Origin of the sequence: Propionivibrio soli, assembly GCF_025770765.1 — a bacterium.
Taxonomy (GTDB): domain Bacteria; phylum Pseudomonadota; class Gammaproteobacteria; order Burkholderiales; family Rhodocyclaceae; genus Propionivibrio; species Propionivibrio soli.
In genome coordinates, this window is record NZ_JANZKY010000012.1 from 137,898 (window position 1) to 157,357 (window position 19,460).

Genomic DNA, 19,460 nt, shown 5'->3' on the forward strand with positions numbered 1-19,460 from the left:
AAGACCATGGGAATCGTAGAAACCCTCAGGCTTAAGTCGATGGTGCTGAAGGACACCTTTGGCTTGGGAATGACCCACCCGAAGGACAATCGTACCCACCTCGATGCGGCGATCGGCTGGCTCAAGCGCGCGCAGGACGTTACCGGGAACGGTGGCGTAGCGCAAACCTACTTGATTCGTTCACGTCGCTGGGCACCGGCGTACCCTGAGACCACGGGTTACATTATTCCTACGTTCTATCGGTATGCGGCCATCGCCGGAGACGAAGACGCTCGGGTTCGCGCCAAGCGCATGGCGGATTGGGAAATTGAGATCCAGCATCCAACGGGCGGGGTTCTTGCCGGTGCGCTAGGAGATTCCGATCGGCCGACGATTTTCAACACCGGCCAGGTGATTTTCGGTTGGGCGCGCGCCTTCGAGGAAGAGGGCGATGAGCGCTATCGGGAGGCGGCCGTCAAAGCCGCAAATTGGCTCATCGAGGTGATGGACGCGGACGGCTGCTGGCGTAAGTTCGGCTCGCCGATGACCGGAAAACACGTCAATACGTACAACACCCGCACCGCCTGGAGCTTGGCGAGGGTTTACAACATCACCGGCGATCGCAGTTACCTCAACGCGGCAGTCAGGAATGCGGAATGGGCGTTGACGCAGCGCAACGCCGTCGGTTGGCTCGCCCAGAATTGTCTGCAGGACAGTTCGCAGCCGTTTACGCACACGATCGCCTACGCGATGCGCGGGTTGCTCGAAATTGGCGAGGCGAGCGGCCGGTCGAATCTGCTCGCGGCGGCGCAGACCATCGGGGATGCGATGATTGCCGCTTTGCCCGCGAATGGAAAACTGCCGGGGCGTTTTGACGATGGCTGGCATCCGACGGTGGGCTGGTCGTGTCTCACGGGGGATTGCCAACTTGCAATCAACTGGGGCCGCCTCTATCAGATTACGGGAGACAAGAAATACCGCGATGCGACATCGAGAATTCTCGAGTTCGTGAAAATGACGCAACACCTCACCGACCATGGTGCAGACCCGGCGAGTGTGGGCGGTATCAAGGGATCCCACCCGGTCAATGGCGGCTACCACCCGTGGCAATACCCCAACTGGGCCACCAAGTTTTACGCTGACGCACTGATGATGGACGACGCTAACCGCATGGAAGGGCGCGAGTACGTCATCGTGGGGCGGCGGAATGCGTGACGCAAAAGCCCACCGGCGCCCGATTATCGCTTTCGCGCACCATCCGTGGGTCGAGCCGGAATGGATGAACCGACAGCAGCTGCTATCGCGCCTCGGCAAGCGTGGCTGGCCCGTTGTGTATAGCTATGGTGCGCTGGACTGGTGGGAACGCGAATCGGCACGCTGGCGCGTCAGCCCCATGTTCAACCGCATCGAGTTACGCGATGGAATCAGCGATGCGATCCCCGGGAAGATCGGTGCCCGGTGGCAGGGTTCTCTCTGGTTTGACCGGTCGGCCCTGCGTCGGCACGCACGGTTTATCCGGTCGGCGGTGGCGGAACCCGGAGAACGCGTGATCGCAATGCTTTTTGATCCGCGGTTTTTCTCTTATATAGAGCATCTCGAACCCTGTGACGTCGTTTTTCACGCCTATGACGTTTATGCCAGCCAGTCCGGCTGGACCGAGGACGGATCGGCATTGCAGGACGCATTGGTCAAGCGGGCGGCGCTGATCACGGCGTCGTCGGAGGGCATCGCTCGCAGCCTGGGCGCTGAGAACGTTACGGTTTTACCCAACGGGGCGGACATCGATGCCTTTTCGGCGGGATGCGCTTCACCGGAACCCGACGATCTTCGTGGGATTCCCCACCCGCGGATTGGGTACGCGGGGGCTATCAACCGCAAGGTCGATTTCCGATTGATTACCGCCCTGGCGCGGAAAAGACCGGACTGGCACTGGGTGTTGATCGGCCGCATCGAACGAAACGAGATTCTTGCCGACGATTACACGGCACAGCACTTCGCGGAAGCTGAAGGTATGGCGAACGTCCATTTCGTCGGCCAGAAGGATCGTCGCGACGTCCCGGCTTATGTCGGACACATGGACGTGAACACCATGTGTTACCGCTCGGACGATAGTGGCTGGTGGACGGCGTGCTCGCCGCTCAAGTTGCACGAGTATCTCGCTTGTGGTCTGCCGGTCGTCAGCACGCCTTTGGAAGCCGTGCTGCCGTTCTCGAATGTCGTCAATCTGGCCAGCGATTCCGAGCAGTGGGAGCGAGCCGTTCAAACGGAACTCGATGCAGCCGGAGCCGGTTCCAGGGAAGGCCGCCAAGCCGTCGCTCAAGAGAACTCGTGGGATGCCCGCGTGGACTTCCTGGAGAACCGCCTGTACGCGTTAGGAGCGTGACTGCCGAGGCAGTTCAGGCTTTTTCCGCTGGCCGCCGACTCGCTCTCCGTTTCTGCATCACGGCTGAAATGGCCGCCTGCATGGTCTTGGAGATTGCCTTATCCGTTAGTTTTTCGAGAGCTACGTTCCGGGCGGCGAGCCCGAACGACTTCGCTTCCTCCGGATGTTCGAACACCCATCGCAACCCTTGCGCAATCAAATCGGGGTCCGCCCGTTCGATAAGAATGCCGCATCCGGTGAGGTACTTCGGTATGTCGGAAATCGAGGTTGCGATGATCGGCAAACCGGCCAGCATCGCGTCGGTGAGTTTTGCCGGCATCTGGCCATGCGACTCAGGCGAGTCTTTCTGAGCGATGACAGTTACGTCGCCCAACGCCAAGTAGTATGGGATTCGCTCGGATGGTTGAGATGAGACGGGCACGAGAATGTCCGGGTACTCGGCGGCGAGGTTTTCGACGTAGGAGTCACCTTTGGCGGTGCCTACGACGACCACCCTTATTCCATCGATACCGCTGCGCCGGGCGGCCTCCAGCGTTTCGGCGATTCCCTTGTGCGGACGAGGCGTTCCGACAAACACGACGACGAACGCTTCGTGGATACCCAGTTCGGAACGCAAGGAGTCCACGCTTTCAGAGGCTACGTAGTATTCGTGCGGCTTCAAGCCATGGGGAACAATCGAGCCACCATAAAGGCTGCGGAAAAACTCGGAGACGCAGAATACGTGATCAGCGCTGCGCGCCATGCGATGCATGGCAAGCGCCGAAAAATAGGCATCAGGGTTCCGCAGATTGTAGGCAAGGATGGTACGGGCCTTGACCGTCTCCGGAGGGCGCGTCATCGCACGTTCGTCGTCGTCTACGTCGAGGATGACTGGCGTTCCTCTGAATAACCGATTGACGAGCGCCAGGCCGAAACTTGGTAGCCGGGCTTTGGATGCGATGACGAGATCGGCTTCCAAGGGAGCAAGCAATCGGTAACTTGAACGTGCAAGGGATCCCCATCCGGATAGCGGTTCGCTGCGCAGCGACAAACGCTCAGATCGAACGGGTCCCCACAGTCCCCGCCCTTTATCAAATCCAACGATCTCGACGTCATAGCTTGGCTGGAGAGCGCGATATAACAGGAGCGTCCTGTACATGCTGTTCCCACCGATGTCATGCGAGAAAAGAGCGATTTTTGGTCGAGCCATCGTTCTAAGGAAAGGGGCCGGCTGGTAGGTAATACAAAAAGAAAACGAAACAGAAGGCACGTGCCTCGTTCGGTTGTTCCTAGAACCATTCTACACAGTACATAAATTGCACGATCTGCGACTACATGCGAAATAATTGGTTCATTTCCGGGTGTTCCGCCTGATACGCTGGCAATCCTGAGTAGGGTTTTGGTAATGCTCGAGAGGAAGGTTTGGTAAAACCGGCAATACCGAGAAAAAGTGCGTAGTAAAAGTAGATATTCGCGGAATCTGGGGAGAAGTAAGAATGACCGATGTTGTCTTTGTACCGGATTGGAGCCGGAGTAATCCATATCAAAGGCTGTTGCGGGCAGGCATCGAAAAATCAGGTTTGTCAGTGTCATTTGCAGCTGTTCCGGCTGGACTTTTTCCGATCAATCGACTGCTGAAAAAATACGCTGAATGCCGCATTGTCCACATCCACTGGATAGACGACCTAATTGAGCACGTTTACTGGAACCGGACGCCGATCGTCGTGTCTGCGAAGCTGCTGCTCTTTTGGCTTGACATCGCAATTGCACGGATCCGAGGCAGAAGGATTGTGTGGACAGTGCATAACCTGATTTCCCATGAAAGCCCGGCCCCGGATATCGAGCTACGGGCGCGCCGCCTACTTGCCAGCGTTGCTACCCGGTTATTTTTTCATGGAAAGTCGGCTCTCGATCGTGTCCAGGCTCTCTACCGGATGAACCTGGGTCCGAAAGCGTCGATCATCGAACATGGGAATTACATCGGTCACTATCCAGCCCCCCGCCAGCCTACGGCAGAACTGAGACGCTCAAGAGGAATTGCTGACGATGATGTCGTAGTCCTTTTTTTCGGAGCGATACGCGGGTACAAAGGGCTGGAACGCCTGATCCCGGCGTTTGGCGGTGTGGCACGACCGAATATCCGGCTTCTTGTTGCGGGTAAGTGTTATTCGCCGGCGATTGCAGAGAAGCTTGCCATGGAGACCGGAAAGGATGACCGAGTTAGCCTGACGCTTGGTTTTGTGCCTGAGCCCGAAGTGTCTGAGTTGTTCGCGATCGCCGACGTCGTCGTCGCACCGTTCGAGCGAACGTTGACATCGGGTTCCGTGATTCTCGCAATGTCGATGGGTAAAGCACTTGTGCTACCCAACGAAGCACGTCTGCTCGACGTTGTTAGTGATGAGGGAGCCGATTTTTTTGAAACGGATGCCGAGTTGAAGCAGTTTCTTGAGAATGCAGATCGGACTGAGCTTAAGCGAAAGGGGGATTTCAATTTGTTGAGGATGCAGTCAGCGGATTGGATGACAATTGGTAAACGGGTCGTTGAAGCGTATACCAAACCCATCGCCTCATTGTCGGCGCTCCCCCTACCTACCAAGTGCAATAGGACAGCAGAGGCGCGGAGCGCCTCGGAATCGAATATCCACGAAGAGGAGGGCGCGTTTTGATCGTAGCGTGTCTTTTCGGTAAACCGTAATGTCGATTCGACTGGCTTTGCTCTACACCTTTAGCACGCGTTACTTCGCGATGGGCTTGCAGCTTGTCGCAACGGTGATTCTCGCCCGTTTGCTGAGTCCGGAAGAGATCGGTGTCTATTCGGTCGGTGCGGCGGTGATCATGATTGCGCACACTCTGCGCGATTTTGGGACCTCCACGTACGTGATACAGGAACGCGAGCTTACGGAGAACAGGCTCGGCACGGCGTTCACGCTGACGGTCATCGTCGCGTGGGTATTGGCCTTAGCACTTTGGCTCGCTTCTACACCGATCGGCCGGTTTTATGGTGATGCACGGGTAGCGGAAGTACTGGCCGTCATGGCGCTCAATTTCGCGCTGATCCCCTTCGGCTCCATCAGCATGGCTTTGCTTCGCCGAGCCATGAACTTCCGCGCCATCATGTTCATCACGGTCGCGAGTACGGTTGCTCAATCCGGTGTCTCCGTCTTGCTGGCTGCCTTGAGCTACGGTTTCATCAGTCTTGCGTGGGGTGCCGTCTGCGGTACGTTGGCGACAGCCTTAGGATCGGTGCTCGCGAGTGCACGTAGCAACCGATACCGGCCGACGTTTTCCGAAATGCGGCACGTCCTTGCATTCAGCATGCGCAGCAGTGTGTCCTCTATTGCGTCCGAAGCGGGGCACTCGGCACCGGACATCGTCCTTGGCCGCACCGTGGGCATGGAAGGGACGGGTCTTTTCTCACGTGCGATGGGGTACGTCCAACTCCTGGAACGCGTGCTTCAGGATGTGCTGCGAAGCGTCATGTTGCCCTACATGGCGGAGGTCGAGCGCTCCGGCGAGAACGCTAAAGAGAAAGTAACCATGGTGCTGGACAACGTGGTCTCGGTTTCGTTGTTCTTCATCGGGCTTACGGCCATTCTGGCGAAACCGCTGGTCATCGTTCTGTACGGAAAACAATGGCTTGAAGCGGTTCCTCTGGCGTACGTGCTTTGCCCTGCGATCGCGCTGCGATGCGTGGCGCCGACACTGGCCGCATCACTCGTCGCAAGCGGGCGTATCACCACTGTAATGCGCACGTCACTGATTTCAGCCATCCTCAAGTTCGGTTGCCTTGCGGTTTTCTCGCTTCACGGGCTGCTCTGGGGAGCGGTAGGGTTTGTGGCGGCGGAAGTGGTCAACGTGGCCGTCTTGCTCTACTTCTGCAACCGCTCGGGCATGTTTCCCTGGGCGAGTTACGTGTCGATCATGACGAAGAATCTTCCCGTAGCTGCCGCGGGCATGGTTCCCGCCATAATGGCGATGATTTATGTTCCGATACCCATGCCACTCATTGAAGTGATGGTTTATCTCGGCATAGTGGGTTCTCTCTCGGCGATCGTTTGGCTGGCGACACTCGCGATCCTGGATCGTCCGCCGAAGAACGAGATTGTTCGGCTGCTAGTGTTGATCAAGGCGAAGATCAACTGAGAGGCATTGATCACACATGCCTTTGGCAAACGAGAAAGTCGTTTGCTTGAACTATCCACACCTTCTCGCTGTCTAGTATCGATTCGCGTCCCTGATTGGGATGACCGACGATGCGCCCTGGCAGATCGAATTTGTCTTGGCGCCGACAACCCAAGCGAGGCGAGCCGGTGTCATAACGACAGCCTGTTCGTCGGTACTACGCAATCATAAGAACGGGTAGGAGTCTATGGCGGCGGTAGCGAACAAGCGGCTGATGATTCTCGGTGCCGGGCCGTTTCAATTGCCGGCCATCAAGAAGGCGGCTGAACTCGGTTGCCATGTCGTAACGGTAGACAATGTTCCCGGTAACGTGGGTCATGCCTTCGCGCACCAGACGGTCAACGTGAGCACGGTCGACAAAGACGGTGTCCTTCGCGCCGCGCGTGACTTGCGGATCGATGGGATCTGCACGTTCAGCTCCGATGTCGCTATCCCGACCGTTGCCTATGTTTGCGAACACCTCGGGTTGCCAGGGGCGAGGCCTCAGGCAGCCGACACAATGGCAACAAAGAGTCTTTTTCGCCGATTCCTGAAAAAAAACGGGTTTCAGTGTCCGGATTTCGTGAGCGGTGATTCGCTGGACGATGTTGCCGATCGTCTTGGGAATCTCCGTCCTCCTGTGGTCGTAAAGCCGGTCGATGCTTCCGGCTCCCGCGGTGTTACGCGGTTGGATACTCTTGAATACGGTGAGTTTCAAACGGCATTCCACAAAGCGCAGGGGTTCTCCCGCTCGCACACGGTATGCATGGAGACGTTCGTAGAGGGTACGGAGGTCGGTGGCGACGCGATCCTGGTTGAAGGACGGGTCGGATTCATTGCGATCACGCACAAACATATGGCGGGGTTCGTTGTTACCGGGCATAGCTTGCCGACCAACATCCCCCCGGACGCCCAGGCGCGGCTCATCGCACACATCGAGGAACTGTGTTCGGCGCTCGATTACCGTAGTGGCCCGCTGAATTTTGACGCGATTGTTTCCACCGACAAGGTGACTATGCTGGAGATGAGCGCTCGCAATGGCGGGAACGGTATCCCGGCCGTAATCGAGCGCTCTACCGGAGTAGACGTGGAAAAGGCGACGATTTTTCTGGCGCTCGGCGGGACGCCGACGCTACCGCCGTCGACGACCAGAAGAGGGGCTGGGTCCTTCGTCTTTGGAAGCCCAACGGGGGGGCGCTTGGAATCGATTAGCTCTGTGGCTGAACTCAAGCAGTCGATTCCCGAAGTGTTTCTTGCTTACATAACAAAGAACATTGGCGATCGAGTCGACTCATTCGAGCACAACGGGAACCTTGTAGGTTTCGCGTTGTTTGATTGCGTCGATGCCGACGATTATGAACGCCTCACGGAGCGAATCGGTCATGTCCTCCATCTCACAGTTGTCGCCGAATAACTGGGCGGGAAAAGCGGAAAGACGTCTTGCGCCGCGCGCCGAGCCTTCCCAAAGGATGCTCGACTACAGCGTTGTCATCCCCGTTTACCGATCGGAAAAGATGCTCGAAGAGCTGCATCGGCGGCTATCGGCCGTAATGCAAGAAATGGGGCAGTCGTACGAAATCCTCTTCGTCGAAGATTGCGGCTACGACGGCTCGTGGAGAGTTCTGCAGGAACTGGCGACTGACGACGAGAACGTTACCGTAATACAGCTGATGCGAAATTCAGGGCAAAGCAACGCCACGCTCTGCGGGCTTGCTTATGCCCGAGGTAGGATCGTCATTACGATGGATGACGATCTGCAACATCCGCCGGAGGAAATTCCCGAGCTCATCCGGGCCCTGAAGCCGGACGTGGACGTTGTGATGGGAGCACCCAAGGAGAAAAAGCACCACTGGTTCAGGCGACTTGGGAGCGGAGTGATGCACAACGTCAACTGCTACCTGTTGGGTAAGGATCGGACGCTGCGATTTACCAGTTTTCGTTTGATGCGTCGGGCTGTCGTAGATGGCCTGCTCACGATGCGGACCTTGTCTCCAGCGCTTGGCCCGATGATCAATTCAGTCACTCGCCGTATCGTCAATACGACGGTTCGCCACGATGCGCGCAAGGAAGGTCGCAGCGGCTATACCTTCCGGCGGCTGTTGGCGCAAACGATGAGCAATCTCATTGGTTATTCAATGCTGCCCCTTCGCCTCCTGGCCATCGTCGGAGGGGTCGGTATCGTTGCGAGCATTGGCTTCGCGATTGGCCTGGTGATTCATTACCTGGGCGGGGGAGTGATTCCAGGATGGACATCCACGACGCTGCTGCTCGTGATGCTCTCGGGGTTCAATTTCTTCGCCTTTGCGATACTCGGCGAGTATGTCCTACGCATTCTCCAGAGAGTCAATGCGACTCCTCAATACTTCGTTCGTGCGCGAGTGACTTCTGCAAAAAAGGAGGAGGGGCTGCATGCTGTCTGATGAAGTGATTTACCTTAGGAAGCTCGAGGCTTCCGATCTTGATCGCACATGGACATGGATAAATGATCCTGATGTCTATTTAAAGATCGGATCGCAGGTGCCGGTCTCCAGGACAGCGCAACTCAAGTGGTTTGAGCGTACCGATCAGTCCTCCGAAAAGATCATCTTCGCCGTTTGCCTGAGAGAGGGAAACGTGCACGTGGGTAACGTTTCGCTCGACTGTATCGAGCCACGCCATAGAACGGCGCGGTTGTCAGTATTCATTGGCGACTCGGCACAGCGTGGCAGATCGCTCGGATCACGCGCGATCAGATTGCTTGCAGAGTATGCGTTCGGGTTTTTGAATTTGAACCGGATCTGGTGCAAGACAACGGCGGGTGACGAACAGGTAGCACGGTTCTACCAAAAGCTCGGATTTACCCACGAAGGCATCATGCGCCAGCACGAGTATGTGGACGGCCGATACGTCGACAAGGTGATTTATGGCCTGTTGCGCGACGAGTTCGGTAAGCGCTAGACCGCCAGCGCAGGAAACATCGCTGGCAACAGTTTGCTGATAACCGACTGGCGGGATGGCGAGCATCTGTAAAGAAGCGGCTTCTTTAGTGAAAGAACTCTTACGATGAGTACGTTAGGTGGCGCCGTAGCCATGGCACAACTCGTGCGCGACAGTCGGCTCGGAAGGCGCGAACTCGACACGTTGGCTGCTACGAGACTCAAGAGTGTGCTGATCAATGCCATGGCGGTGCCCCACTACGCGGAGCAGATGCGTAAAGCCGGCTTCGATCCTCGACGCGATTTCCGGAGCTTGAAGGATTTGTCGGTTCTGCCGATCACGAAGAAGGCGGACATCAAGGCATCTCCGAGTTCTTTCGTTCAAGCCGCCGAGGCTGGCCGACTGGACCGTTACTTCTCTGACCGTACGTCCGGATCAACCGGCATTCCGCTGACGGTTTATCGCTCGCCCAGAGAGCGTGCATTCCAGATGGCCAAGTGGTTGCGAGTTCTGTTCGCGAGCGGTTACCGCCCGACGCAGAAAGTTCTCTCGTACACGTCTCCCGGCAGACTCGCTGAGGGGCACAGCTTCATACAGCGGTTGGGCTTGTTCAGGCGCCGCGCCGTCGACTACACCTTGCCTCCCGAAGTCCTTACCGACGCGTTGATCGAGTATCAGCCGAATGCGCTCTACGGCGTCCGCACGAGCCTGCTGAGTGTGGCCGAGGAACTCCAACGCCGCAACACAGTGTGCTCCTCCATCGATCTTGTCATTGCAGGCGGCGAGGTGATCGATCCCCAAACTCGTGAGATGTGCAAGGCCGTTTTTGGAACGGAGATAACCGAGACATATGGAACCGTCGAAATGGGCGTCATGGCTCATCAGGTGAAGGGACAGGCGGAGCTTCGACTCATAGAGGACTGCACGTTGTTCGAGTTTCTTGACGAGCAAGGTAACCCCGCCAAGCCGGGAGAGCCAGCGCGGATCGTGGTCACAGACCTGCATGGCCGGCTTATGCCGTTTATTCGATACGATCAGGGCGATCTCGTAACGTTCAGCGTTCGGCAGTTGGAAAGCGGTGAAACGGTCAGAGTGATAGATCGCATCATCGGACGGCAGGACGACGTTGTGTCGTTACCTAACGGACGATCGCTGACGTACCTCGATTTCTACGAAATCATGGATGTCTATCCCGGCGTTGGGCATTTCAGGATCACGCAACATTCCGAGGATCGGTTTCTCCTAGAAGTTGTGGCCGACGAAAGCTACTTCCAAGCAATCACTCCGGAGCTGCTCTCGAAACTGAAAGCGCTTTCTACCGTGACGCTTTACTTCGACATGCGGCTTGTTGACCGCATCGCCCCCGATCCGAGTGGCAAACGTCGCATGCTCGTATCGAAGGTGCTGAGGTCGGCAGCGGGTGGGCATGCATATGTACCGCCGACGAGAAATCCACGTCTCGATTTCGCGAGCCAGAGTTGATGTCCGAAACCGTGGCCAACATGAGACGCGTGATGCCGTTCTTGCGGCGAACGGTCTACTGGGGGTTGCCTCCGCTGATTCTTTACCTGATCTTCAGGCGGATCGATTTGGGCGAGTTACGCCAGTTGGCGTCATCGGCCAATATATTCTTCGTGTTCTTCGGCATTGTCATGGTCATTCCAACCGTGGTGATTGGGGCTTTTCGCTGGCATCTGCTGATGCAGCGTTGCGACACCGCATTTCTTACGCTGAAAGAGAGCACGGGGGAATACTGGAAGAGTTTGGCAATCGGATTTCTCGTTCCAGGATCGCTCGGCTCGGATACCTATCGGGTGATGATTGTTGGCAGGCAGAACGGCCGTTATCTGCGCAATGCGGTTGTTATTGTTCTTGAGAAACTCGCCGCTCTCGCTTCCTGTGCTCTATTGCTCGGGATTCTTTATCCGCTGCTAGCGCCAAATGCCTTACCGCCACTCGTCGCTGACATAGTGAATGGCCTGTATGTCGTGTTGGTGGTCGGGTGCCTCGCGACGTTGACAGTCTTTGCTTTACGAAGGCAGGTGCTAGCGGCTCGGGTTGCGCGCGCACTATCGAGGCGCTTGCTCGCATTGGCTCGCAGGGCAGCGCGTTCAGGGGTGGCAGATTCTGGGCAGGACGAGGCAAACGGTACAGTGGGCGAGCTGTTACGCCGGGTCTTTTCGCCACGTGTCATTCTTCCCGCACTTGGCTTGTCGTTAGCGGTGCACGTTGTTGCTTCGACGCAGTCGCAAATCCTGTTTCAAGCATTCACGTTCGAGATTCCCTTTTCAGTAAATCTTTTTGTTACACCATTGCTTGTTCTGCTGTACTCGCTTCCCATCTCATTCGGCGGAATCGGGGTGCGCGAAGGAGCCTCCATCCTGGCCTACGGAGCGTTCGGAGTGCCTGTGGAGATCGCGTTGGTTGTGAGCTTTTGTGCCTTGTTGGCGAATCTCCTCACGTACGGCATCGGTGCCGCGATCTTCTTTTTCACTCGGCCGGCCGAGGCCCCGGCTTGATGCTTGCAAGGTGAGTGGGATTCTCGAACCTCACCCATGCTGAATTGTCGGAAGCCCAAGAAAAATTGCTATGGGCGCGGCATTGCCCGGTGCCTATTTGTCAGGAAGGCGAACCGTTGAGAGGGTCACATGCACATACCGTTCAACAAGCCCTATATGACGGGCAAGGAACTCTGGTATATCTCGCAGGCTCACGCCAGCGGGCACTTGGCGGGAGACGGGCAGTTCACTAAAAAATGCAGTGCCTGGCTTGAGCGGCGTATCGGTTGCCAAAGAGCGTTGCTGACGCATTCGTGCACGGCTGCCCTGGAAATGGCCGCCATTCTGGCGGACTTTCAGCCAGGCGACGAAGTCATCATGCCGTCTTATACCTTCGTATCCACCGCGAATGCGTTTGTACTGCGCGGTGCTGTCCCGGTGTTCGTCGATATCCGTGCCGATACGCTGAACATCGACGAGACGCGGATTGAAGAGGCAATTACGCCGCGGACGCGTGCCATCGTGCCGGTCCATTACGCCGGCGTGAGCTGTGAGATGGACGCCATCATGGAGATCGCCCGGCGGCACGATCTGCTCGTTATCGAGGATGCGGCGCAAGGCATCATGTCGAGCTACAAGGGCCGGCCATTGGGGAGTATCGGACACATGGCCGCGCTTTCTTTCCACGAAACCAAGAACATCATTTCGGGCGAAGGCGGGGCGTTGCTGATCAACAGCCCGCGCTTCGCGGAGCGTGCGGAGATCATTCGCGAGAAGGGCACGAACCGGAGTCTCTTTTTCAGGGGACAGGTCGACAAGTACACTTGGGTGGATACCGGATCGTCATACCTTCCCGGTGAGATATTGGCGGCCTTTCTCTGGGCGCAGATGGAGGAGGCTGATGCGATCACCAAGCGCAGGCTCGACCTGTGGGGGAATTACCATCAATGGCTCGCTAACCTTGAGAAGGCGGAGATGGTGCGGCGGCCGATCATCCCCCGCGAGTGCGTACACAATGCCCATATGTACTACGTGTTGCTGCCGGGTCTCGCACAACGTACGGCGTTCATTGAGCAACTCAAGGCAAAGGAGATCAGCGCCGTTTTTCACTACATTCCGTTGCATTCTTCGCCTCGCGGGCAGGCTATTGGACGTTTTTCCGGTTCGATGCTGAACACCGACAAGGCTGGCGATTGCCTCGTGCGCTTGCCGATGTGGCTAGGCTTGGAGGAGTCGCAGAGCGACGTGATCCAGACCATTCTGAAACTGCTCGACTAACAGCAAACGCGCCGTGGCCACTTCGCTGCTCGCCGTCACTTGGAAAACGAGCCGTCATCAACACATGGAACAATTATCGGAAGCCGACAGGCGGAATCCCAGCGCCGCACTCGCCTTTGTTGTCGCCTTTGTCGGAACGGCGCTTTGGTTTGCAGCCACTTGGCGTTACGGGCTTGACCTTTCCGACGAAGGATTCTATTGGTACGGTGCGCAGCGAGTTCTGCGCGGAGAAGTCCCGCTGCGCGACTTCATGTCATATGACGTGGGGCGGTACTACTGGGCGGCCGCCTTCATGCGTTTAGCCGGCGATGGCGTCCTCGGTGCCCGCTTGAGCGCGGCGGCCTACCAGTTTCTCGGTACCTTCGCAGGCCTATGGGTTTGTCTGTCGGCGTTCCGCGGGCGCGGTGTTTCTCGTCTCGTGTTTGCCTGCGTTGTTGCCGCGGTGTTTACCGTATGGTCAGTGCCGTACTACAAAGCCTATGACCATGCTACCAGCATGATCATCGTCGCCGTGCTATTGGCGATGCTGAAGGCATCGACATCGCGGGTCTGGTTCGGGGCCGGGGTTTGTCTTGGTTTGGCCGCAATCATGGGACGCAATCACGGCGTCTACGGCGCGTTCGCCGTGACTCTCTTTGTGATAGTGCTCTTGTTCCGCTCGACCGATCGCCGCGCCATTCTTTCCTTATGCGCGTTTTTCGCAACCGGCGTGGTCGTCGGATTTTCGCCCACGTTTGTCCTCATGACGACGGCTGACGGGTTTTACGCCGCCTTTGTGCACAGTCTCGCCAAGCTCCTCAAAAGGGGGGAAACGAATATTCCGCTGCCCGTGCCTTGGCCTTGGCGGAGCGGGTGGAAATGGGAAGGGCCGCTGTGGACGGCGCTGAGGATGTCGACCGGTTTCGGCTTCGTTTTCCTGGCGGCTATGCCGCTTGTAGGCCTGTTCGCGTTAGCTTATCGGCGCTTCGACCTGAACAATGAACGGAATAGGGTTCTGTTGGCCGCCACCGCTTGCGCGATCCCGTATGTTCATTACGCGTTCGCACGCGCCGATCTCACCCATCTGGCGCTGAGTATCTTTCCTTCGCTGATCGTCCTGTTTTCCCTGTTCGCCGATATTCGCCCCTGGAAAACGTTGACTCTTGGGCTCGGTACGTTGAGTGCCTCCATTCTCACGGTCGCCAGCTTGCAAGCGTTTTTTGCCCCGCTGACTCATGCGCGCCTGGAGCAGGCCGACGTTGACGGGGAGCGCCTGTGGGTCTACCCCGGCGTTGCACGGAAGCTGGAGCTGGCGTCGAAGGTGTTACTGGCGCCGTCCCCGGGGGCGACCACGGCGGGCTTCCTGGCTATCCCTAACCTGCAGAGCCTGCACGCCATTTACCGGACTCGGATGCCGGTATGGGAAATCTACCCGCTGTCCGCCAAAAACGCGGAACTCGAAGTTCGCGAAATAGAGCGCTTGGAGAAATCGCCACCGGGTATTGTGCTTCTCTCCGACCATGGCCTTGACGGTGATCCGCGGCGAACGTTGAAGCGAATGCGGCCTCGCATGGCCGCATGGTTCTCTTCCCATTACCGCCTCGCAGGCGATGGGGCGGAATACGGGTTCTCGGAGATCAAGGTGTTGGCACCGCAACGCTAGCGTGCCTCGCCGGCCGCTGGCGCGTTGGCGTATTTGTCGGGTTGCCGCGCCGCGTTTTCCAGAATTTCCCGCAGTTTGAGCTTTTGCACGAGGAGGCGAGAGGCATCATAGGTCAGGTGCCCGCCGTCAACGTAGAGCATCTTGCCATCGAGTTCAGTAACGCAGCGTGTGCTGTCGCACAGCAGCGGGTCGAACGAAACGATGTCCACGCCGGTTGTTTCGTGCACGCGCGTCAGGAATTCCCGAGTTGCCGAATAGAAGCGCCGATATCCGTCCAGCGGCACCGAGCAGTCCTCGGTCGGTGCGCCGACGATGAGTTTTCCCGAAGCTTTCCGTTCCAGACAGGCCCCGATGTTGAAGCCGGCAGCCGGAGGCGGGCTGACGATCACGACCCGCTTGTTTTGTGCTCGCAACTGTTCGATGGTTTCGGCCATCGACGATACGGCGAGGTCAAGACCGACCGCCTGGTCTACCGCCTTTCCGTCCACGATTCTCAACGACCGCCAGTGGTGTTTACCCAGATTGGGTTCGAGGTACGGATGGAATGGGCTGGACAGCACGACGGTGGTAATCGACGAAGCGCGTTTGACGTAATCGAGGACCGACCGGTTGAAATCCAGGCAACTCTGGGCCCACGGGCGCAGATAAAAGGTATCGGAAAGCGGGGCGAGGTTGGCAAACGGTCCACAATTGCCGCGCGTGGCTTGAACGACGCCTGCATTCGTCGACGCCGCAACCCCTGACACCAGGTGCATCGCATACGAGTCTCCCCAAACGAGCACTCGCGGCTGGTCGGAGTTCCGGCAGTCCGCGATCGGGGAAAAGTCGGTTTCAAAAGCGCATGCCGCGGCGAAGCCATCGTTCGGTCGACGGATGTAAGCGTAATCCGGTCCGGCCTCGGGCGCCTGGGCCACGACGGTCGGAATGCCAAGGAGCGCAAATGAAGTGGCCACCGCACCGAAAACATAGCGCCGGGAAGGACCCAAGGTCATGCGCCGCGTCGGTAATTCGACGAACCGATAGAGGGCAAGGGCGAGGACGATACCGATGGCCAGTGTCACGAGGTTTTCCTTGAGCGTGATCGGACCAACGGCGGCGTTTTTCAGGAAAGCAAACGGCGGCCAATGAGCGAGGTACAGGGAATAAGAAATATCGCCGACGCGAGCGAGAGATCGCGACATCAGCGGGGTATTGAGCAGCGGATGGCGGCGCAAGATGACGATGACGGTAGCCAGACAGACGATGATGGCGTCGAGCCCGGGATGCGGGAGGCCGGTCGGCATGACAGGGACGACCAACAGTGCAGTGAGTGCGGGCCAGAACAGCCAGCGGAACACCGGAGCCGCGCGTTGAATTTGCGGCGAGAGAATCGCCGCCAAAGACCCGATTCCCATTTCCCATCCGCGCATCGGCAGAAAATAAAACGTGGCGACAGGCTTTATCGTCAGGAATACCAGGCACAGCCCGAGACTCGCACCGAGCAGAATGACGGACCCAGAGGGCCAGTACTTTCTCGGCGTGAAAACGAGGAAAGCGGGGAGGATGAGGTAATACTGTTCCTCAAGCGAGAGTGACCATACGTGAAGAAGCGGCTTCAATTCCGCACCGCCCGAGAAATAGCCGGCCTGCGAAAACAGCACCAGATTGGCTGTGAACGTAAGTGCCCCGAAGACTTGCGCGGTCAGGTCACGCAGTTCCTGTGCGTTGAGGATAAAGGGGGCGGCGAGGGCCGAAACGAAAAAAGTGACATAAGCCGCAGGTAACAATCGCTTGGCACGCCGGAAATAGAATTCGGAAAAGCGGAAGCTGTCGTCTTCGATTCCTTTCTTCACCAGCCCCGTAATCAGGTAACCGGAGATTACGAAGAAGATGTCGACGCCGAGAAAGCCACCCTTTATCGACCCGATGTCCGCGTGATAAAGGAGGACAAGGGAAACGGCGAGGCCGCGAAGCGCCTGAATATCGGTTCTGAATCCTGAAGACACGGAAACCTCGCTGGTTATCTTGCAACGCTTGGCTGGCTTGCTTCGGAAAAGATTTCTTCAACCCGCCGGCTGCGCTGGATCGGGGACGCTTTTCGAAGTGGCCGGCAGGATTGGGGCGACCGGAGACGAAGTCGCTTCGGCCGGGTAGCTGAGATGACGTTTCTGCTTGCTGCTCATGAACGGTTTCTCGACATAGATGTGGAAAACCGTGCACAACGCGAGCGTGCCGAGAATGACCAGGGCTATGTAGGCCGGCGTCGTCGGGCTGAAGACCTGCCGGGCGACCATGGCTGGCCCTTCCAGGACCTTGGCATGCAGGAGATACAGCGAGTACGAAATCATGCCCAGAAATGTGCTTCCCCGGATGACGCCGCGCGCCAAGGCGTGCCCGTGTTGCAGGTACCGGGCGAGCGGCGCTTCGAGCGGTTCAGCCAACCAGAGAATGAGTGCAGAGACAACGGCGAAGCCCAGCGTGGCAGACGAAAACATGGCCTGAAGGACATCACCGAGTTTCCCGGCATAGGCGAGGCAGGCGACGAGGAAGATCGACGCGACGGTCAGGGTGGCCGATAGACGTACTGCCGAATCCCCAAGCCTACCGAGCGTGAATCTGCGCTTCCGAAGGTAGAAAACGACGATCCCTGTCGCGAACATCGGCCAGAAATGGATGAACAGCCCTCCATCCAGCGGAAGCGGATAGCGGAGCAGGACGAGGCTGGCGACCGTAATGCCGAGAATTATCAGGTGGAAAAAACGGCGGAAGATCAGGGCGACGTAGACGCAAAGGTAAAACTGAAATTCGATAGCAAGCGTCCAATAGACACTGTTGATCGGACTGAACTCCGCCTGCAGATCGCCGGTCGGGGTGCCGAAGACCTTCGTCAGCGTCATCAGTTGTACCCATTCGCCAGCTGACAAGACCCGAATGAGGTTGTTCGGCCAGACGTAGTGCCCCGTCTTTAAGAATGACAAGGCTTCGAGCAGGTACGGAACCGCCAACACCACGGCAACCGATGCCCAGAAAGGCGGAAAAATGCGCAGAAAGCGCCGCCGCAGGAATTCATTCGCGCTACCCGGCTTCTTCAGCGAACCTTCGGCGGCCGCCGTAATGACGTATCCCGATATGACGAAGAACAACGGCACCCCGAGGCTCCCGTACGCTGTGAGCTTCGCAAGCCAGGGGAGCGACTGGGCGAGGGCATCGTTCAGGTGAAACATGAACACCGCGAGGGCGGCCCAACCACGCGCTGTGTCCAAGATGATGTACATACTTCACCTCTTCAACGATTAGGGGGATAACGGGTGGTCGGGGACGAGGAATCTCGCTTCCTCGGAATAGCTGTTTGGTATTTGTACGCCGGCAGCGCCCTGCGCATCGTTACGACGGAAGTATTGGCGCCAGCTGTCTGGCGTCGCCACGTGGACTTCGGAATACGCGACGGATGAGAGTTTTCCCCGCGTCAATAAAAGGTTGCTCGATGAAACGATATGTTGCCGCCGATACAAAGCGGGTGACCACGATAGCCAAGGCAAGCAGCGCAATCGCGTAGGGGATCGAAGCGGCACCGACCTTCGCGAAGGGCCAAAAGCGATCGAAGAACATGCCGACGAATTTCAGGACGGCGAAGTGCAGCACGTAGGCGCTGAAGCTTACCTTTCCCAGCCCGGCGACGGCAGAGTTGACGGCGAAACCTCGAGGCTTGATCACGATGACGATGGCCCAGGCGAGGAACAGTATCGAGATCAGAAGATGCGTTGGAGGCAGGCCAAGGGGCCATTCGAAAAACTTGCGCGGCCCGTAATACGAAAGGGCAACGAGGAGGGCGCAAAGAACGAATGAGGCATTGTTGGCGGTAACCCGACTGGATACTAGCCACGCTTTGATCGACTCGTTGGTCACCGAGTGATAAAGGAGGAAGCCTAGGGAAAAAATAATCAGTTGATTAGGCGGCCAGAAATAGAGGAAGTTGGATCGCGCTTCCGCCGATATTTCGGGATACAGATGCGCGCCGGCGATAGAAGAAACAATCAGCAGGGCGAGTGCCGCCACGAAGAAAACGACGGCACGGCGCAGTGTGGTGATGAGTACCGCGAGGAAGGGGAACGCGAAATAGAAGCAGAATTCGACGCTGATACTCCAGCCGCCGGGTACCGGCGTCCATCCTGGCACAGTCGGCGTCAGGTAAGGGCTCCAGGCGTTATAGAAAAGCAACGTGGAGATGAGCAGTTCGAAACTGAACTCTGCGGGCGTCCGCTGGTACGCAAACCAGTAAAACAATACCGCAAGGTAGTAGAGCGGAGCGATGCGGAAGAAACGCCGCAAAAGAAACTTGCCGCTCCGCCGTGCGAAGCCGTCGTCGCTGCGGTGCCATGACATGAGCAAAGTCAGCGCGGAGGCAAGGAAGAAAAGCTGAACCCCATAGAAGCCGAGAGAAAGAAGACGCTTCGCCGGCCATACAAGTTCTTTGACGACGTTGAGCGAGTGCACTGCAATGACGAGCAGGATGGCATAACCCCGCAACGCGTCAACGACCTGCAAGTGATCTTGCTGATCGAAAGCCCAGTTTTTTTCCGTCGGATCGGTCATGGCGTATATAGACGTGCGGCGATTCCCGGAAGTTCAGCCTGCCTGGAAGGCC

The 19,460-nt window shown here is 57.5% G+C and carries 15 protein-coding genes; 11 read left to right on the forward strand and 4 right to left on the reverse strand.

Translation table 11 applies throughout. The annotated features are described in order from the left end of the window. Positions 1 to 6 precede the first annotated feature (6 nt). Together NZ453_RS15115 and NZ453_RS15120 are read left to right on the forward strand one after the other, a co-directional pair. Complete coding sequence (locus NZ453_RS15115; RefSeq protein WP_263771520.1) at positions 7 to 1,194, forward strand: beta-L-arabinofuranosidase domain-containing protein; 1,188 nt, start codon at positions 7 to 9, stop codon at positions 1,192 to 1,194. Then, positions 1,187 to 2,362: a glycosyltransferase gene (locus NZ453_RS15120; protein ID WP_263771521.1), complete on the forward strand. Its 1,176-nt coding sequence runs from the start codon at positions 1,187 to 1,189 to the stop codon at positions 2,360 to 2,362. The genes NZ453_RS15115 and NZ453_RS15120 overlap by 8 nt, the downstream gene beginning before the upstream one ends. 13 nt (positions 2,363 to 2,375) lie before the next feature. Here the strand turns inward: NZ453_RS15120 and NZ453_RS15125 are convergent, their stop codons facing one another. Beyond that, positions 2,376 to 3,551, reverse strand: a complete 1,176-nt coding sequence (locus NZ453_RS15125; RefSeq protein WP_338051170.1) for a glycosyltransferase — start codon at positions 3,549 to 3,551, stop codon at positions 2,376 to 2,378. A 286-nt stretch (positions 3,552 to 3,837) separates the two neighbouring features. On the opposite strand from NZ453_RS15125, the gene NZ453_RS15130 reads away from it, so the two are divergent. The 9 genes from NZ453_RS15130 to NZ453_RS15170 all read left to right on the forward strand — a co-directional run bounded on the left by NZ453_RS15130 (position 3,838) and on the right by NZ453_RS15170 (position 14,836). After that, a complete protein-coding gene (locus tag NZ453_RS15130; protein WP_263771523.1) occupies positions 3,838 to 5,007 on the forward strand; it encodes a glycosyltransferase in 1,170 nt (389 codons plus the stop codon). 28 nt (positions 5,008 to 5,035) lie between these two features. Then, on the forward strand, positions 5,036 to 6,484 hold the full coding sequence (locus NZ453_RS15135) for an oligosaccharide flippase family protein (protein ID WP_263771524.1): 1,449 nt from the start codon (positions 5,036 to 5,038) through the stop codon (positions 6,482 to 6,484). A 226-nt stretch (positions 6,485 to 6,710) separates the two neighbouring features. Beyond that, positions 6,711 to 7,916, forward strand: a complete 1,206-nt coding sequence (locus NZ453_RS15140) for an ATP-grasp domain-containing protein (protein ID WP_263771525.1) — start codon at positions 6,711 to 6,713, stop codon at positions 7,914 to 7,916. After that, positions 7,885 to 8,922 (forward strand): glycosyltransferase family 2 protein, encoded by a 1,038-nt coding sequence (locus NZ453_RS15145; RefSeq protein WP_263771526.1) that lies wholly within the window; start codon positions 7,885 to 7,887, stop codon positions 8,920 to 8,922. Before NZ453_RS15140 ends, NZ453_RS15145 begins: the two co-directional genes overlap by 32 nt. Continuing rightward, positions 8,912 to 9,439 (forward strand): GNAT family N-acetyltransferase, encoded by a 528-nt coding sequence (locus NZ453_RS15150; RefSeq protein WP_263771527.1) that lies wholly within the window; start codon positions 8,912 to 8,914, stop codon positions 9,437 to 9,439. Before NZ453_RS15145 ends, NZ453_RS15150 begins: the two co-directional genes overlap by 11 nt. A 105-nt stretch (positions 9,440 to 9,544) precedes the next feature. Next, positions 9,545 to 10,900, forward strand: a complete 1,356-nt coding sequence (locus NZ453_RS15155; protein WP_263771528.1) for a phenylacetate--CoA ligase family protein — start codon at positions 9,545 to 9,547, stop codon at positions 10,898 to 10,900. Between the two features lie 65 nt (positions 10,901 to 10,965). After that, complete coding sequence (locus NZ453_RS15160; RefSeq protein WP_263771529.1) at positions 10,966 to 11,937, forward strand: lysylphosphatidylglycerol synthase transmembrane domain-containing protein; 972 nt, start codon at positions 10,966 to 10,968, stop codon at positions 11,935 to 11,937. Positions 11,938 to 12,066: 129 nt separating this feature from the next. After that, positions 12,067 to 13,194 (forward strand): dTDP-4-amino-4,6-dideoxygalactose transaminase, encoded by a 1,128-nt coding sequence (gene rffA, locus NZ453_RS15165; RefSeq protein WP_263771530.1) that lies wholly within the window; start codon positions 12,067 to 12,069, stop codon positions 13,192 to 13,194. A gap of 13 nt (positions 13,195 to 13,207) precedes the next feature. After that, positions 13,208 to 14,836: a hypothetical protein gene (locus NZ453_RS15170; protein ID WP_263771531.1), complete on the forward strand. Its 1,629-nt coding sequence runs from the start codon at positions 13,208 to 13,210 to the stop codon at positions 14,834 to 14,836. Here NZ453_RS15170 and NZ453_RS22075 read toward each other — a convergent pair. From NZ453_RS22075 to NZ453_RS15185, 3 genes are all read right to left on the reverse strand, one after another. Next, positions 14,833 to 16,821 carry an acyltransferase family protein gene (locus NZ453_RS22075; RefSeq protein WP_263771532.1) on the reverse strand — a complete coding sequence of 663 codons (1,989 nt, stop codon included), beginning with the start codon at positions 16,819 to 16,821 and terminating at the stop codon, positions 14,833 to 14,835. The two genes, NZ453_RS15170 and NZ453_RS22075, sit on opposite strands and share 4 nt — an antisense overlap. 57 nt (positions 16,822 to 16,878) lie before the next feature. Continuing rightward, positions 16,879 to 18,090, reverse strand: coding sequence for an acyltransferase family protein (locus NZ453_RS15180; RefSeq protein ID WP_263771533.1), 1,212 nt, complete (start codon positions 18,088 to 18,090; stop codon positions 16,879 to 16,881). Positions 18,091 to 18,199: 109 nt separating this feature from the next. After that, entirely contained in the window at positions 18,200 to 19,408 is a 1,209-nt protein-coding gene (locus tag NZ453_RS15185; RefSeq protein WP_263771534.1) for an acyltransferase family protein, read from the reverse strand. Positions 19,409 to 19,460: the final 52 nt, after the last annotated feature.

What these genes read in the sequence shown, in the direction of transcription:
- NZ453_RS15115 (WP_263771520.1), top strand. Translation starts at nt 7, where the DNA reads ATGGGAATCGTAGAAACCCTCAGGCTTAAGTCGATGGTGCTGAAGGAC.
- NZ453_RS15120 (WP_263771521.1), top strand. Translation starts at nt 1,187, where the DNA reads ATGCGTGACGCAAAAGCCCACCGGCGCCCGATTATCGCTTTCGCGCAC.
- NZ453_RS15125 (WP_338051170.1), bottom strand. Translation starts at nt 3,551, where the DNA reads ATGGCTCGACCAAAAATCGCTCTTTTCTCGCATGACATCGGTGGGAAC.
- NZ453_RS15130 (WP_263771523.1), top strand. Translation starts at nt 3,838, where the DNA reads ATGACCGATGTTGTCTTTGTACCGGATTGGAGCCGGAGTAATCCATAT.
- NZ453_RS15135 (WP_263771524.1), top strand. Translation starts at nt 5,036, where the DNA reads ATGTCGATTCGACTGGCTTTGCTCTACACCTTTAGCACGCGTTACTTC.
- NZ453_RS15140 (WP_263771525.1), top strand. Translation starts at nt 6,711, where the DNA reads ATGGCGGCGGTAGCGAACAAGCGGCTGATGATTCTCGGTGCCGGGCCG.
- NZ453_RS15145 (WP_263771526.1), top strand. Translation starts at nt 7,885, where the DNA reads ATGTCCTCCATCTCACAGTTGTCGCCGAATAACTGGGCGGGAAAAGCG.
- NZ453_RS15150 (WP_263771527.1), top strand. Translation starts at nt 8,912, where the DNA reads ATGCTGTCTGATGAAGTGATTTACCTTAGGAAGCTCGAGGCTTCCGAT.
- NZ453_RS15155 (WP_263771528.1), top strand. Translation starts at nt 9,545, where the DNA reads ATGAGTACGTTAGGTGGCGCCGTAGCCATGGCACAACTCGTGCGCGAC.
- rffA (WP_263771530.1), top strand. Translation starts at nt 12,067, where the DNA reads ATGCACATACCGTTCAACAAGCCCTATATGACGGGCAAGGAACTCTGG.
- NZ453_RS15180 (WP_263771533.1), bottom strand. Translation starts at nt 18,090, where the DNA reads ATGTACATCATCTTGGACACAGCGCGTGGTTGGGCCGCCCTCGCGGTG.
- NZ453_RS15185 (WP_263771534.1), bottom strand. Translation starts at nt 19,408, where the DNA reads ATGACCGATCCGACGGAAAAAAACTGGGCTTTCGATCAGCAAGATCAC.